The following is a 14,686-nucleotide window of genomic DNA, read 5'->3' on the forward strand; positions in this document are numbered from 1 at the left end:
AGGTCTCCACCGCGCGCAGACCGATCGGCTGGTTCAGGTTGTTCCGTGACTATGGGGTGGAGATGCGAGGGCCGACGAAGACGCTCGTCGTTGCCGCTGTGTTCGCTTTGGGCATGGTGTTCGGGCTGACCGGCTGCGGCGGTGACGAGCCCGACGGGGTGGCGGCCAAACCGATCAGGATCGCGTTCGTGCCGAAGGTCGCGGGCATCCCGTACTTCGAGGCGATGAACACCGGCGGGATGGCCGCGGCCAAGCAACTCGGTGTCGAATGGACCTCGACCGGTCCGGCGACGGTCGACCCCGCCGCACAGATCTCGATCGTGCGCGGCCTCGTCGACCAGCGGGTGGACGTTATCGCGATCGCCCCGAACGACCCCGGCACGATGGCGCCGGCGATCACCGACGCGCGCGCCAAGGGTGTCCATGTGATCACTTCGGACACCGACGCGCCCGGTACCGATCGCGAACTCTTCGTCAACCAGGCGACGCCGGAGGGCATCGGCAAAGCACTCACCGACGCCCTGATGACGAAGATGGGCAAGGCGGGCAAGTACGCGATCGTCTCGTGCGGCGAGACCGCCGAGAACCTCAACGCGTGGATCGCCGTTCAGCGTGCGTATACCGCTACCGAGTATCCCCATGCGCAGCTCGTCGAGACGGTCTACGCCGGCGAGGACAAGGACACCGCCACCGCGATGGCCAAGGCCCTGATGACCAAGTACCCGGACCTCACCGGCCTCGTCGGCGAGTGCACGACGTCCGCGCCCGGTGTCGCCGAAGCCGTCCGTTCGCAGCAGAAGATCGGCCGCGTCTTCACCGTCGGTGTCGGCACACCGCAGGCGATCAAGCCGTACCTCTTGGACGGTTCCGCGTCGCTTTCCGTGCTGTGGAACGTCGAATCGCTCGGCTACCTCACCGCGTGGGCCGGTAAGCAGATCGCCGAAGACAAACGGCTCGGCCCGTCGAACAAGGTCAACCTCGAGCTCCCGGCGATCAAGTACGAAGAGGTCACGAAGACCGTGCTGCTGGGCGACCCGCTGCTGATCACGCGCGAGAACGTGGACCAGTTCAAGTACTGACTCACCGGGCCCGCCGGACGGCACCCGCCGCCGCAGCGCCGCCGAGGATCAGGACCAGCGCGGTCAGGCCCCACCGGCGCTTCTCCTTCATGCGGGCGTGCGGGTCGGTCTCCGCCGCCTCCTCGCGTTCCCTGGGCGGGGCCGCACGTGTCGGCTTCGGCACGGGGACGGGCGGCGGGACCACCTCGGGCGCGGGAGTGGGCGCCGGGCTCGGCGACGACGTGGGCGTCGGGGTCGGGCTCGGGCTCGGGGTCGGGCTGGAACGCGGCGACGGCACCGGGGTGGAGGTCGGGCTGGGTGTCGGAGCCGGCGTGGGAACAGGAGTGGGGGCAGGAGTCGGAGTGGGTGTCGGAGTGGGAGTGGGTGTCGGAGTGGGAGTCGGCTTGGGCGGTTCCGGGTTCGGTGGCTCGGGGGCTTCGGGCGCGGTGAGACAGCCCGCGGCGTCCGAGGCCGCCAGCGGTGCGGCCGAACGCACCACGGTCACCTGCCCGCTTCGATCCAGGCGATAAAGCACGCTTCGCCCGCCGATCCGGTTCGCCGTGGCGTACAAAGCGCCGTCGCGGGCGAGCACGACGGAACCGTAGACGTCGGCGGGCGGGAACCGGGCGTCGTCGGCTTCACGGACCTTGCCGGACGCCGGGTCGATGGTGATCACGGCGCCCTTCCCGCGCCAGGTGGTGGAAACTCCGTAGAGCAGTCCGTTGTGGTACGCGAAGTCGTTGACGTCGTGGGCGAGGGAGATCGGCCGCAGGAACACCGTCCGGATCACCCGCAGGTACCGCTTCCCCGGCGTCAAGTCCACTGTGTACAGTGTGCCGTTTCTGAGCAGGTACCAGGAATTCCCGCCGATCGCACCGGCGGTCGCCCCCGCGACAGGACTCCACACCGGCAGCCGGTTCCCGGCGCGGGTGATCGGGCCGAGATCCCGGGTGCCGCCGTCACGATCGATCGTCACCGCGTGCGCGCCCCGGCTGAGTCCTTCGGCGACACCGAAGACCAGGTCCCTGGTCGCGGAGTAACCGAGCGCGTTGAGCCGGTACCCCGGATCGGTCACTCGCGAAGTGGTCCCCGATCCGACGTCGAGCCAGCGCAGCTTCGACTTCCCGTGCGAACCCGACTCGGCCTGCACCACCAGGCAGCTCTCGGCGGCGCGCGCGGTCATCGGGGCGAGCAGCGCCGACGCGCCCACCAGCCCCGAAACGGCCACCACCGCGGCTGCCCTCGTCACCGCGTCCACGTGCTCAGGAGATCCTTGTCAGCGCGGCGGTGAACGCGTCGGGCGGGATCCGCACCCCGCCGCCGAACGGGTTTTGCAGCTGGTAGATCGCGAACAGCAGCAGCGTGACCGTGCCTGCCAGGGTGGAGACGATGACCAGATGCGCGGCCAGCCGGGTGCCGCCGAACAGGTTGGGCAGCAGTACCGAAATGAGGCTGCCGAGAATGAGCGCGAACCAGACGACACCGCCGACCTTGCCGCCCTCGACGGCGCTGAGCCGATCCTGCCTCGCCTCGTAGACCTGCCAGAGCTGGGCGGCCGCCTCGGCCTTGCGCTCCCGGACCCAGTCGTCGTCCGAGGGAGCCTTGTCCACCGCCTTCCGCAGCTGGTCGAGTTGTGTCCAGCCGGTGCCGGGAACGGTCTCCCCGCCCGCGGCCATCAACGGCCACTCCCGCCGTTCGACCGTGGAGATGTACTCCGCGCTCAGCTTCCGGACCTCGTCCTTGACCTCCGTCCCCAGTGAATCGGCGGCCCAGACGGCGGCGACCAGGCTGTCCGCCTCGTGATAGGAGCCTTCGCGCGCCGCGCTCGTGGAGTCGAAGAGGGAGATCAGGATGAACGCGACCAGGACCGCGTGCAGGCCGCCGACGATGGTGAACACCTGGCCCGCGGCGTCGTTGTTGTCCGGCCGTCCTTCGTCCCAGCCGATCTTGCGGACGAGGTAACCGACGAATCCCGCGAGGACCGCCGCGCCGGCGACCCAGGCGATGCCGGTCAGGTAAATACCCATTCGACTCCTTACCCCGTGAAGACTGTCGAAACTAGTTCACGGGCCGCCGTCCGAGAAGGGTAGTTGAATCAATTCATACTGGCGGCGGAGAAAAAAGGGGGATCGTCACCGTCTCGGCCCATTTTCCCATACCGCGAAACGATTTTCGCCACGCGCCGGGAAGACCCGTCACCACTGTGAGATCACGGCTCCACGACCGGGTGATCAACCACCACGGGACGTCACCAACCTCGCCGTATGCCGACATTCTTCAAAAACTTGCCGCCCGAACAGTCGAAGTGGGAACGTTTCAACGGGCCGACCCGGCAAACAGGTGAACGTACCCGGCTACCCGATCGTGTGTTTGTGCGGGCATTGCCGCTTGCTATGTTCATTTCGCGCCTCCCCATTCGAGTGGGTATCCGCGAACTTTGTGAGAACTGCAGTTCACCAGGGCGGGGACACCCGCCATGACGATAGGTGGATTCCTCGGTGACGATCACGGACAACCCGCAACTGAGCCTCGGCAAGACCGCCGCGCGAACACTGGCCATCACCACCAGGTCGGCCCCGCGGACGCAGGGCATCTCGTCGCGGTGGCCGCTGGGTCCGTGGTCGGTGAACAGGCGATCATCGGCTACCTGGTGAGCGCGTACTACTCGGCGGCGGTCTTGGTGCCCGACGCGCTGGGAATCCTGGAGAACGCCGAACTCGGGCGTGAAGGCTGAGAGGGAGTCCGTTGACGACCATCGACACCCGCACCGGTGCCCGACCGGCAGGCGAAGTTCTGACGTGGAGCCGGAATCTGCTCGATCCGGCGCTGCGGGAAGCGGTCGGGAAGCTGCCGGAGTCCATGCGGCTGATCGCCGGATACCACTTCGGCTGGTGGGACGAGCACGGCCGTCCGTCCACCGCGGACGGGGGCAAGGCGTTGCGGCCCGCGCTCGCCCTCCTGGCCGCGGAGGCTGTCGGCGGCGACGTCGAAGTCGCCGTCCCGGTGGGGGTCGCGGTGGAGATGGTGCACAACTTCTCGCTGCTGCACGACGACGTGATGGACTCCGACACCACCCGGCGGCACCGCCCGACGGCCTGGACCGTCTTCGGCACCGGCGCCGCCATCCTCGCCGGGGACGCACTGCTGACCCAGGCCTTCGAGGTGCTGTCCCCCTTCGGGCGAACAGCGCTGCGAGTGCTGAGCACGGCCGTGATCGACCTGCTGGAAGGGCAGAGCGCGGATCTGAAGTTCGAAGAACGCGGTGACGTCGACACCACCGAATGCGTACGGATGGCCGAGGGGAAGACCGGCGCGTTGCTCGGGGCGTCATGCACGCTCGGCGCGCTCGCCGGGGAAGGGAGGCAGGATCAGGTCGACCGGCTGACCGAGTACGGGAGGGCACTCGGGCTGGCGTTCCAGCACATCGACGATCTACTCGGGATCTGGGGTGATCCGGCGGTGACCGGGAAACCGGTGCACTCGGATCTCTCCAACCGGAAGAAGTCCCTGCCGGTGGTAGCCGCACTCCACTCCGGGACGGATGCCGGGCGAGAACTGGATGTCTTGTACCGCAAGGAAAACCTCGACGCCGCGGAATTGCCCCACGCGGCGGAGCTGGTGGAACGGGCGGGCGGCCGGACGTGGAGCCAGGAGCAGGCCGACGCACTCCTGACCGGCGCGCTGCACCATCTCGCCGTCTCGAACCCGGTGCCCCGCCCAGGAGCCGAGCTCGCGGCCCTCGCGAAACTGGTGGTGCGACGACAATATTGAAGGCGGGCGCGAAGAAGACACGGGTGGGCCGGACGAAGGGCCCAGCCCACCCGTGTTCCGCTCAACGACCGGGACGGGTCAGGCCCTGGTCACCGGCGCCACGGCTGAGGACGACCTCGTCGGTGTTTTCGAGCGCGGCCACCCCGGCGTCCCCGCTCTGCCCCGCGGTCAGGTCGAGCAACCGGATCGGCGGGCCGAGCTGGACCAGCGTCGGGACGTACTCGGCCTTGTCGACCTTCCAGCGCTCCCCGTCCCGCACGAACCGGAACCGCGCGGCCGCGCCCTGTTCGGTCGAGCCTCTGGGCTCCGAATGCCGGGCGACGCTGTTGCCGAGACCGTAGGCGACCCACTTGCCGTTGATCTGCTCGAAGGGCTGCACGACGTGCGCGTGATGGCCGATGATCAGGTCGATCGAGTCATCACCGAGCAATTTCTTCGCCAGAGAACGCTGTTCCGCGTTCGGCTCGTGCTGGTATTCGGTGCCCCAGTGCAGGCTCGCGAGGACGACCTGAGCACCGGCCTTCCGCGCGGCCTTGGCGTCGGCGATCACCTCTTCGGCGTCGATCTGGTTCACCAGCCAGGGTTTCCCGGAAGGCACCTTGATCCCGTTGAACCCGTAGGCGAAGGAGATCTGGGCGACCTTGACACCGTTGACGTCGACGATCAGCGGCTTCTTCGCTTCTTCGGCCGAGCGTGCCGAACCGGTGTGTTTGATCCCCGCCTCGTCGAGTTTGTCGAGCGTCCGCGTCGCGCCGTCCACGCCCTGGTCGATCGTGTGGTTGGACGCCGTCGAGCAGTTGTCGTACCCGGTGTCCTTGAGCGCGTCGACGATTTCGGGCGGCGCACTGAACGACGGGTACCCGCTGTACGGCCCGCCCTTCGGCGCGAGCGGGGTCTCGAGGTGGCAGATGCCGAGGTCGGCCCCGGAGATCAGCGGCTTGATCCCGGCCAGCAGCGGCCGGTAGTCGATCTCGCCGCCACCGTCTTCCTTCGCCTGGTCGGTCAGCGCGGGGTGGATCAGCACGTCGCCGGTCGCGACCACCGTGAAGGATGCGTCCGGCGTTGAAGACCGTGTGGTCGACGCGGCGGGCTGCTGCGGCTCGGGAGTGGCACTGCACGCGGCGAGCAGTGCGGCCGCACCGAGGAGAACGGTGGTCTGACGGGCGCGGGAGCTGAACATCGGTTCCCTCGATCGGGTGACATACCGCCTTCATCCTGCCCTACACCGAGCGGAGCGTGACATCGCCCGGAAAAGACACCGCCCGCGCCGCCGATCCCTCCGCGTTTCGTCCTCTGGTTGCGGTCCTTGCACGCGCAACTACCGCAACCAGAGGACGAAACGCGGGGATTTAGGCGAGGCAATCGGAAGGGGCCCCCCGGCGGAGGGCCGGATCGTCCTGGAGGAAAGTCCGCGCGACGCCCGGCCCGCTGGACCGCGTCTCGAACCGCACGGTCACCCGGCCGTGCCCTGCCCCCTGCACCCAGCCGGTGCCATGCGCATCGTGCGCCACGTCGTCCCCCGGCCGCCAGGTCGAGGAGACCACAGGCACCGGCGCGGGCGCTCGCGAGACCGACGGCGTGTCGGTCACCGGAACGGAAAGGGTGAACAGCGGATCCTGATGCGGCACGGAAAGCCCGGAGAACGCGACCCCGGCCAGCCGCACCCCGCCGAAGTCGGTCGGGTCGATCAGCAGCCGTTCCGCCATCGAGGCGAGCTGGTCGAATTCGTCGGTGGGCGAGGCCATCGTCTCCGAACGCGTCACCGTGCTGAAATCGGTGTGCCGCAGTTTCACCACCACCGTCCGCGCGACCCGCTCGGCGTTGACGAGCCGTTTGTGCGCGTGGACGGCGAGATCGCGGACCTCGCGCCGCAGGCTGGCCAGGTCGATCAGGTCCCGGTCGAAGGTCGTCTCCGCGCTGACCTGCTTGAGCTCCGCGCGGTCGGACACCGGCCGGTCGTCGACGCCGGTGGCCAGCCGCCGCAGGTCCCGCCCGACCACACTGCCCAAAGTGGACACCGCGTCGGCGTCGGAGAGCGCGGCCAGCCGGCCCAGCGTCCGGACGCCGATCGCCCGCAGTTTCCCTTCCGCGACCGGGCCGATCCCCCACAGCGCCCTGGTCGGCAGCGGCGCGAGAAACGCACGTTCGGTGCCCTGGTCGACGACGAGCAGCCCGTCCGGTTTGGCCTCGTCCGACGCGACCTTCGCGACCTGCTTCCCCGAAGCCGCCCCGATCGACGCCACCAAGCCGATTTCGGACCGGATGTGCTCCCGCAGGCGAGCACCGAACTCACGCACGTCGGCCGACGACGCCCCGGCCAGCGAAGGCGGTTCAGCGAAGGCCTCGTCGAGGGAGATCCGTTCCAGCACGGGCGCGTACCGGGCGACGAGATCGAACACCCGCGTGCTCAGCAGTTCGTACAGTTCGAACCGCGGTGGCAGGATGACCCCGTTGGGCGGCAACAACCGCCGGGCCTGCGACATCGGCATCGCCGAGGAGATGCCGTGCTCACGCGCCTGGTAACTCGCCCCGGCGACCACGCCACGCGGGCCCGCGCCGCCGACGAGCACGGGGCGGTGGGCCAGGGTCGGCCGGGTCAGCTGTTCACAGGAGGCGTAGAACGCGTCCATGTCGAGGTGGATGACCCACCGGTCATGAACGCCCATCGCCCGGTACCTCGAGAAGACGGTGCAGGGCCTTCGTGTACTCCTCGAACGCGGCCCGGCCCCGGGTGGTCAGCTCGACCAGCGTCACCGGCGTGCGATGTTCGAAGGCCTTGGTGATCTCGACGTAGCCGGCGTCCTCGAGTTTGCGCAGATGCGTCGACAGGTTGCCCGGCGTCATGTCCAGAAGCTGCTGCAGGCGCGGAAAGGTGATGCTGTCCCCCGGTCCGAGGCTCGACAGCGCCACGGTGACCCGCAACCGCGCCTGCGCGTGGATCACCGGATCGAGCTGGGGCAACCCGTCTTCGCTCATCGCGACCGCACCAGGTAGACCAGCGACGCCACCAGGAAGCCACCGCCGCCCGCCAGGCTCAGCACGAGGAAGTTGTGCGGTCCCCCGGCCAGCACGCTCGCCGCGCCGCACACGATGATCCACACGCCGAGGCCGTACTGCAGTTTGCTCTGCCACAGCATTCCGCCGGCGAGGTACATCAGGCCGGTCAGCATGAGCGAGGTCCCGGACCACAGCAACGGGATCAGCTCGGTGCCGAGGCCGAGGCGGATCAGCGCGGTGTTCACCACCGTCAGCCCGCCGAACGCGATCATCCAGCTCCACCCATACATCGCCCCGACGAGCCGGGACGGCCCGCGCACGCCGCGGCCCGCCCGGATGCCGTAGATCGCCGAATACGTCATGGCTCCGGCGAAACCGGCGACGACGATCACCGCGGCGACCCACAACGGCATCAGTGAGGTGGGCGGAGCGGAGACGTAGACGAGGCCGAACCCGAACAGCCACACCAGACCCCAGACGGCGAGCAGCACGGCAGGCCTCGGCCCGATCTCACGCTGGGTGTCCTCCGTCTGCCTGGCGATGAGTGCGAGCGACTCCTCGGGTGTCATCGGCCGCGCGTCGTCGTCCCGCTCAGACACAGCCCGCTCATCTTCCGGCACTTCGGAAAGCTAACACGCGGTCACAGCCTGGCCGTGTCAAGCCGGAACCTCGCCATCACCACGAGCGCGGGCACCACCAGCCAGGCCACGAGCACTCCGGCGGCGGTCAGCGTGCCCGAACCGCCGAGCACCGGCGCGCGGCCGATCTCGCCGAGCCAGTACGTCGGCATGATGTGCCCGGCGGTGTTCATCCAGCCCGGCAGGATCTGCAGCGGGATCCACAGCCCGCCGAACATGCCCAGCGGCAGCATCAGCGCGCCGGTCACCGCCTGCACGGTGTCACCCTTGCCGAACAGGCCGATCATCAGGCCCAGCACCGCGAAGGGCAGCGTCCCGAGCCACAGCGTGCCGAAGATCGTCAGCCACTGGCCGGTTTCGAGCCGGATGCCGCGAATCATCCCGGCCGCGAAGATCACCAGCAGCACGGGCAGCGCGACGAACAACCCCGCTGTCACCTTGACCATCAGGTAGCCCGGCGCCCGCATCGGCGTCAACCTCAGGGTGCGTTGCCAGCCATCGGTGCGTTCGGTGGCGACGCGGGTGCCGGTGAACAGCGCGGCGGTCATGGCGCCGTACGCGGCCATGTTCACCATGGTCACCGTCGCGGTCGAGACGCCGGGAGCGATCTCGCGGGCGCCGAAGATGCCGCCGAACAACAGGAACATCACCAGCGGCATACCGATGGTGAACAGCGCGAACTGCGGGCTGCGGACGATGCGTTTGATCTCCAGCGTCAGGTAGTTCATGTTCATCGCAACGCTCCCTCGGTCTCATCCGCGGTCAGCGCGATGAAGGCTTCTTCCAGTCCCACGGCGGTGATTTCGATGTTCGCGGCGAGCGGGAACCCGCGCAGCAGACCGCGGATGGCGGCGTCGGAATCGGCGCAGTGCAGTTCCGCGTGCCCGGCCCGCAGTACCGCGCGCGACACTCCGGGCAGCGTGGCCAGCGCGGCTTCGGTGGCATCCGGGACGACGGCCCGCAGTATCCGGCCGGCGACCGCGGCTCTGACGTCGCCGACCGGCCCGTCCGCGACCACCTGGCCGTGCCGCATCAGCACGACGCGGTCCGCGTAGTCCTCGGCTTCGGCGAGGTAATGCGTCGCGAAGAGGACCGTCCGGCCCGTCTCGGTGTACTCGCGCATCGACGCCCAGAACCGGCGCCGGCCGTCGACGTCCATGGCCGCGGTCGGCTCGTCGAGCACCAGCAGATCCGGATCGCCGACCAGCGCGAGCGCGAACCGCACCCGCTGCTGCTCGCCGCCGGAGAGCTTTCCGCAGCGGCGGTTCGCGTACTCGGTGACCCCGGCACGCTTGAGCACCTCGCGGATCGGCAGCGGATCCCGGTGCAGCGACGCGAACAGGCCGACGAGTTCGGCGACCGTGGCGTCCCTGAGCAGCGTCCCGTTCTGCGCCATCGCGCCGACCATGCCCCGGTCCATCGCCGCCGCCGCGCCGAGCCCGGCGACCCGCACCTGGCCCGAATCCGGCCTGGTCAGGCCCAGCAGCATGTCGATCGTGGTCGACTTGCCAGCACCGTTCGGCCCGAGCAGCGCCACCACCTCCCCCGGTGCGGCCCGCACACTGACGTCGTCGACGGCCAGGACGTCACCGAAGCGCTTCACCAGCCCTTCGAGGCTGAACGCGTCCGTCATGACTTTCCTCCTTCAAGCACTCTGAACTACAAAGCTCACTTCTACTTTGTAACACAAAGTCCCCTGCCGAGGAAAGCGAAGGCTCGGCAAAGTCGTAGAGCCGCTGGTCAGCGCTACAGGCAGTAACCCGGGCTTGACGTTCTGGTGCCCGCAAGGGCCGAGTGGGGAGGATTTGGGACGGTGAACGTCCGAAATCTTCCCCTCTCAGGCGTGCTGGAGGGAGGCATGTCCCTGAACCTCTGTTGATCAAGCTCCGCAACCGGTGTGACCCGGCTGGCCTGTAAGACCTCGACTTAGCCGGGACCTTGTACCTGGGCGGAAGGAAGGCGGCCTTCGCGTACTTGGAGCTGGACGGGCACCCGGGAGGTGGCTGCCTGAGGTGCTGAAGCAGTCGGGGCCGGAGGCGGCAGCGGCGCGCATTCGAGGTCGGCCGTCCGCCCCGGCTTGCGGTCGGGCAGCGCACCGGTCGCCAGGTAGTCGGCGATCCGGTTGTCGACGCACGCATTGCCGCGGGGGCTGATGGCGTGACTCGTACCGCCCGGCTCACCGATCAGGCGAGCGCCGGGGAACCGGCTACGGACCTCAAGGCTGCCTTCGTACGTCGTCACCGCGTCGAGCGTCTCACCGATCATCAGCACACTCGGCACCTTCTTGCCGTCGACCTTGACCGGCTTGCCGGGCTTCGCGGGCCAGGTGAAGTACGGCGCCTTCTGGTAGGTCCGCCAGTTGTCGTGCTTCCACTGCTGCCAGCTCCGCGGCCACTTCACGTCCGCGCACTGGACGGCGAGGTAGACGGCGTAACCGTTGTCGTCGCCGCGGCCGCCGAAGCCTTCGAACAGCCCCTTTATCGTCTGCCAGTCACCCTTGTCGACGAACTTCGCCAGCGCGTCACCGAGCAGCGTCCAGCACAGCTGGTAGTAAGAGGCGGTTGAACACCTCGAGGAACTCGTCCGGCCCGATGTAGCCGCCGGCCGGGGTCTTGCCGAGGCGGTAGACGTCGTGCGACCCGGCGGCAAACCGGGCCACCGGTTAATCGGTTGGGAGGCCCAGCGGTACGCGCTAGGGTTTCGATCATGACCTACCACATCCGGATGCGCACCGCCTGAGACGGCGTGACCGCAGGGCCGCCCGCGATCGGGTGGCCCCTTTTCTGCGCGCCGTCTGACATCCGTTCATGGATCCAGACAGGACATCATGCAGAAGCACATCGCGATGATCGGCTGCACCGCGCCGAGCCACATCTACCCCTCGCTGGCCGTCGTCCGTGAGCTGGTCGCTCGCGGGCACCGCGTCAGCTACGTCGTGGGCGAGCCGCTCACCGGGCTGATCGAACCGACCGGGGCCGAGGTCGTCCCGCATCCGTCGATCCTCCCGCTCGGCGACCAGTCGGCGTGGCCGGAGGACCCGGCGTCGCAGATGCGGGTCTTCCTCGACGAGGGCATCCAGGCGATGCCGTTGCTGACCGATTTCTACGACGAGAACCGCCCGGATCTGCTGCTGTACGACATCGGCGGGCTCCCGGCGCCGCTACTGGGCAGGCGCTACGGCGTTCCGGCGGTGCAGCTGTCCCCGACGTATGTCGCCTGGGACGGCTACGAAGAGGACATGGGCGAGCTCCTCGATTCGATTCGCAGCTCGCCGACCGGGAAGGACTATTTCGCCACTTTCACCCGGTGGCTGAACGAGAACGGCATCGAGGCCGACGCCTGGGACTGGATCTCCCATCCCGAGCAGGTTCTCGCGCTGCTGCCGAGGGCGATGCAGCCCCACGGCGAGCGGGTTCCGTCGTCGGTCCGGTTCGTCGGCCCGGCACTGGACCCGGAACGCCTTGCCGACCGGAGCTGGACACCGCCTTCGAGTGGCAAGAAGGTCCTGCTGATGTCCCTCGGCACGGCGTTCACCGACCAGATCGACCTCTTCCGCGCCTGTGTGGACGGGTTCCGCGACTCCGACTGGCACGTGGTCATCTCGATCGGGCAGACCGATCCGGCCGACCTCGGACCGCTGCCGGAGCACATCGAGGCGCTCCCGTTCGTCCCGCAACTCGCGGTACTGGAGGCCGCGTCGGCGTTCATCACGCACGCCGGCATGGGCGGCAGCACGGAATCGCTGTGGTACGGCGCGCCGACCGTCGCGATCCCGCTGGCCACCGACGGTTTCGGCAACGCGGCGAAACTGGCGGAACTGGGTGTCGGTGAGGAACTCGCGGCCTCGGACGTGACGGCGTCGGTGCTGCGGGCCGCGGTCGAGCGGGTGGCCGGGTCACCCTCGGTCGCCGCACGTCTGGCCGAGGTCCGGGCCGAAACGCGGGGGAACGGCGGGGTCGACCGGGCGGCCGACGCCGTGGAGTCCTTCCTGAAGTAGCGTCACCTTGACGAGATGAACGGGACTTTCATTGCGAATTTCGAGATGAAAGCCCCGTTCATCTCACGCGCGGGAGCGTCAGGTCGCCCGGATCTCGTTCAGGTAGTTGTAGATCGTGTACCGCGTGACGTCGAGTTCACCGGCGAGGTGGTCCACCCAGTCCTTGATGAGGAAGAACCCCGCCTCGTCCAGTTCCCGGACCACGGCCGCCTGTGCCGTTTCTTCATCAGGTCCACCGGGATCCCGGCCTTCGTCACCGCGCGCCCGATCAGGAACCGTTGCAAACTGTCGACGTCCGGCGGGAACGTCTCGGGTTCGTGCCCGTCGGCCCGTGGGGCGCCGTCGGTCAGCCGGTTGACGCACAAGCAGCCGATCGCGACCCCGTCGGCGTCCCGCAGGAACAGCGTCGAAGACCGGATCGCGCGCCCGTCGGGGCCGTGGGTCTCGTAGTTCGTCAGGTCCTGCGTGGTGCCGCGGCGGACCAGGCCCAGCAGGAGATCCGTCATCGGGCGCCGACCGTCCTGCCGGTGAGGTCACCCGCGATGGCGACGATCGAGTCCGGCAGCCTGCTCAGATCGCGCAACAGGACTTCGTTGCCCGGCCCAGCATCGCCGCTAGCGTCGCGTGATCCTGCAGGTCTTACCCGTGATCAGACGGCGATCTCCGGAGATCGCCGTCCAATCACGCGTAACCGCCGTCTGATCACGCGAGATCGCCGTCTGAGGAACGAAACCCAACGTCAAGCAAGCAGGATCACGCGACGCTAGCGCGTGCGCCGCCGGGACGAGTGCGGTGAGCAAGTCACCGGAGCCCGCCGACGCGACAACCGGCGCTTCGGAGACGGCGACCGGTTTCCTCAGCCGTTGCAGCGCCGCGGTGGACGCCCGGGTCATACGTGAAGGCTCCCTTCCCCTCGGCTGAGCCGAGGGGAAGGGAGCCTTCACACATGACATCAGACAGCGATGTAGTTTCCCGAGAGGATGAGCAGAACCTGCAAGGTGATGCCGGTGCCGTAGTAGTCCTTGGCGTTCGGCGACCACGTCGTGATCGAGGTCCACAGCTTGTCCAGCCAGGCCTGGCTGCCCGGGTCGTTCATCGCCGCGATGGCGAACGACGCGGTGAAGCAGGGGTGCTGGCCCGACTCGCCCGAGATCTTGGCGCCCGACAGCGTGTAGCCGGTGGTGATCTTGGCCGGGTCGCCGCCGGTCGTCTGCTGGATCCAGGTGTTCATCTTCCGCACCTGACCCTGCGCCGGGCTCCCCGACACGGTGATGCCGTCGACCCCGAGGCGCCACGGGTCGCGGCAGGCGTTGTAGCTGTACTTGTCGTCCTTGCCTTCGAGGAAGTCCGCCGGGGCCGGCTTCGGCGTGGAGTTGGTGTTGACGACGAAGTCCGGGATCAGCCCGGTCTTCGGCGCGTACTGCTGCTGAAGCTGGGTGACGGCCTGCTCCTGCCGGGTCCGGACCTGGCCCCAGAACGAGTCACCGGTGGCCTTCTCGAACGCACGGAGGTGACCCGGCATCCAGTCCGAGGATCGGGAGCTGTTGATGTACTTGCCGCTGTCGGCCCAGTCTGCCAGCCGCATGAACTTGGTGGTGGGGTGCACCTCGCTGCGCTTGATCGCCTTGATGATCCGCAGTGCCTCGGCCTTGTAGTTCACCGAACCGCCGCTGCCCCAGACCTTGTCGGCGAGGAGCAGGCCGTAGGCGATTTCGAGGTCACCGTCGGTCGCCGAGTCGGTACCGTTGACGCTCTTGCAGCTGGCGTCCTGCTCGGCGGCGTGCAAATCCTTATCGATCGACGAAGGGTGCGCCTTCACGAACTTCAGGATGCCGTCGACCACGGCGCGGGCCTGCGGATCCTTGCCGCCCATCATCGCCGCGATGGTCATGCCGTAGCCCTGACCCTCGGCGACGAACGCGTGGTCGGCGTCCGGGGCCTTGACCGCGTAGGTGCCCGACCCGCACTTGGTGGTGAGGAAGTTCTTCTTCCAGAAGTCGTAGTACTTGGCGAGCGCCGCGTCCTGCGTCGCCTGGGACACCGACGGGCGCAGAACGCCAGGCAGATAGGGGGTTCCTTGAGTGGTGGCCGCGGTGGCGGGGGCGGTCGTGGCGACCAGCCCGGCGGTCAGCGCGGCCGCGGCCAGCACTGTCCGAACGGTCTTTCTCATGGCTCCTCCGGAAACGTCGTTGGTGGCGGCGGCGCGTTTCGAGAGTGACATCCGG

Annotated in this window: 12 protein-coding genes and 3 pseudogenes; 4 read left to right on the forward strand and 11 right to left on the reverse strand. The window is 68.4% G+C overall.

Annotated elements, in window-relative coordinates; all coding sequences use genetic code 11:
- Window positions 1-62 precede the first annotated feature (62 nt).
- A complete protein-coding gene (locus ACM6LU_RS29965; protein WP_414941150.1) occupies window positions 63-1,079 on the forward strand; it encodes an autoinducer 2 ABC transporter substrate-binding protein in 1,017 nt (338 codons plus the stop codon).
- A 1-nt stretch (window position 1,080) separates the two neighbouring features.
- Here the strand turns inward: ACM6LU_RS29965 and ACM6LU_RS29970 are convergent, their stop codons facing one another.
- Together ACM6LU_RS29970 and ACM6LU_RS29975 are read right to left on the reverse strand one after the other, a co-directional pair.
- Entirely contained in the window at window positions 1,081-2,316 is a 1,236-nt protein-coding gene (locus ACM6LU_RS29970; RefSeq protein WP_414941151.1) for a DUF6923 family protein, read from the reverse strand.
- A 4-nt stretch (window positions 2,317-2,320) separates the two neighbouring features.
- Complete coding sequence (locus ACM6LU_RS29975; protein ID WP_414941152.1) at window positions 2,321-3,085, reverse strand: hypothetical protein; 765 nt, start codon at window positions 3,083-3,085, stop codon at window positions 2,321-2,323.
- Window positions 3,086-3,678: 593 nt separating this feature from the next.
- On the opposite strand from ACM6LU_RS29975, the pseudogene ACM6LU_RS29980 reads away from it, so the two are divergent.
- Together ACM6LU_RS29980 and ACM6LU_RS29985 are read left to right on the forward strand one after the other, a co-directional pair.
- A pseudogene (locus tag ACM6LU_RS29980) lies at window positions 3,679-3,792 on the forward strand (hypothetical protein); the annotation flags it as partial.
- Window positions 3,793-3,803: 11 nt separating this feature from the next.
- The gene (locus ACM6LU_RS29985) at window positions 3,804-4,829 is read left to right on the forward strand and encodes a family 2 encapsulin nanocompartment cargo protein polyprenyl transferase (protein WP_414941153.1); all 1,026 of its coding nucleotides are present in this window, start codon (window positions 3,804-3,806) and stop codon (window positions 4,827-4,829) included.
- 61 nt (window positions 4,830-4,890) lie between these two features.
- Here the strand turns inward: ACM6LU_RS29985 and ACM6LU_RS29990 are convergent, their stop codons facing one another.
- The 7 genes and pseudogenes from ACM6LU_RS29990 to ACM6LU_RS30020 form a co-directional block, all read right to left on the reverse strand.
- The gene (locus ACM6LU_RS29990; RefSeq protein ID WP_414941154.1) at window positions 4,891-6,009 is read right to left on the reverse strand and encodes a CapA family protein; all 1,119 of its coding nucleotides are present in this window, start codon (window positions 6,007-6,009) and stop codon (window positions 4,891-4,893) included.
- A 169-nt stretch (window positions 6,010-6,178) separates the two neighbouring features.
- Complete coding sequence (locus tag ACM6LU_RS29995) at window positions 6,179-7,495, reverse strand: DNA polymerase IV (protein ID WP_414941155.1); 1,317 nt, start codon at window positions 7,493-7,495, stop codon at window positions 6,179-6,181.
- Entirely contained in the window at window positions 7,482-7,805 is a 324-nt protein-coding gene (locus tag ACM6LU_RS30000) for a transcriptional regulator (RefSeq protein ID WP_414941156.1), read from the reverse strand. Before ACM6LU_RS30000 ends, ACM6LU_RS29995 begins: the two co-directional genes overlap by 14 nt.
- A complete protein-coding gene (locus ACM6LU_RS30005) occupies window positions 7,802-8,395 on the reverse strand; it encodes a hypothetical protein (protein WP_414941196.1) in 594 nt (197 codons plus the stop codon). The genes ACM6LU_RS30000 and ACM6LU_RS30005 overlap by 4 nt, the downstream gene beginning before the upstream one ends.
- Before the next feature lie 71 nt (window positions 8,396-8,466).
- Window positions 8,467-9,198: an ABC transporter permease gene (locus tag ACM6LU_RS30010; protein ID WP_414941157.1), complete on the reverse strand. Its 732-nt coding sequence runs from the start codon at window positions 9,196-9,198 to the stop codon at window positions 8,467-8,469.
- On the reverse strand, window positions 9,195-10,097 hold the full coding sequence (locus ACM6LU_RS30015; protein WP_414941158.1) for an ABC transporter ATP-binding protein: 903 nt from the start codon (window positions 10,095-10,097) through the stop codon (window positions 9,195-9,197). The genes ACM6LU_RS30010 and ACM6LU_RS30015 overlap by 4 nt, the downstream gene beginning before the upstream one ends.
- Window positions 10,098-10,390: 293 nt before the next feature.
- A pseudogene (locus tag ACM6LU_RS30020) lies at window positions 10,391-11,102 on the reverse strand (alpha/beta hydrolase); the annotation flags it as partial.
- Between the two features lie 189 nt (window positions 11,103-11,291).
- Between ACM6LU_RS30020 and ACM6LU_RS30025 the strand changes: the two are divergent.
- A complete protein-coding gene (locus ACM6LU_RS30025) occupies window positions 11,292-12,461 on the forward strand; it encodes a macrolide family glycosyltransferase (RefSeq protein ID WP_414941159.1) in 1,170 nt (389 codons plus the stop codon).
- A gap of 78 nt (window positions 12,462-12,539) precedes the next feature.
- On the opposite strand, the pseudogene ACM6LU_RS30030 reads toward ACM6LU_RS30025, so the two are convergent.
- Both ACM6LU_RS30030 and ACM6LU_RS30035 read right to left on the reverse strand, forming a co-directional pair.
- Window positions 12,540-13,065, reverse strand: a pseudogene (locus tag ACM6LU_RS30030) (helix-turn-helix transcriptional regulator); the annotation flags it as partial.
- 348 nt (window positions 13,066-13,413) lie between these two features.
- Window positions 13,414-14,631, reverse strand: coding sequence for a glycosyl hydrolase family 8 (locus ACM6LU_RS30035; protein ID WP_414941160.1), 1,218 nt, complete (start codon window positions 14,629-14,631; stop codon window positions 13,414-13,416).
- Between the last annotated feature and the right edge of the window lie 55 nt (window positions 14,632-14,686).

The sequence above is a fragment of the Amycolatopsis sp. cmx-11-51 genome, from assembly GCF_047608665.1.
Classification (GTDB): Bacteria; Actinomycetota; Actinomycetes; order Mycobacteriales; family Pseudonocardiaceae; genus Amycolatopsis.

Coding starts and splice junctions, on each gene's coding strand:
- ACM6LU_RS29995 (WP_414941155.1), bottom strand. CDS start 7,495: ATGGGCGTTCATGACCGGTGGGTCATCCACCTCGACATGGACGCGTTC.
- ACM6LU_RS30035 (WP_414941160.1), bottom strand. CDS start 14,631: ATGAGAAAGACCGTTCGGACAGTGCTGGCCGCGGCCGCGCTGACCGCC.
- ACM6LU_RS30025 (WP_414941159.1), top strand. CDS start 11,292: ATGCAGAAGCACATCGCGATGATCGGCTGCACCGCGCCGAGCCACATC.
- ACM6LU_RS29990 (WP_414941154.1), bottom strand. CDS start 6,009: ATGTTCAGCTCCCGCGCCCGTCAGACCACCGTTCTCCTCGGTGCGGCC.
- ACM6LU_RS30005 (WP_414941196.1), bottom strand. CDS start 8,395: ATGACACCCGAGGAGTCGCTCGCACTCATCGCCAGGCAGACGGAGGAC.
- ACM6LU_RS30000 (WP_414941156.1), bottom strand. CDS start 7,805: ATGAGCGAAGACGGGTTGCCCCAGCTCGATCCGGTGATCCACGCGCAG.
- ACM6LU_RS30010 (WP_414941157.1), bottom strand. CDS start 9,198: ATGAACATGAACTACCTGACGCTGGAGATCAAACGCATCGTCCGCAGC.
- ACM6LU_RS29965 (WP_414941150.1), top strand. CDS start 63: ATGCGAGGGCCGACGAAGACGCTCGTCGTTGCCGCTGTGTTCGCTTTG.
- ACM6LU_RS30015 (WP_414941158.1), bottom strand. CDS start 10,097: ATGACGGACGCGTTCAGCCTCGAAGGGCTGGTGAAGCGCTTCGGTGAC.
- ACM6LU_RS29975 (WP_414941152.1), bottom strand. CDS start 3,085: ATGGGTATTTACCTGACCGGCATCGCCTGGGTCGCCGGCGCGGCGGTC.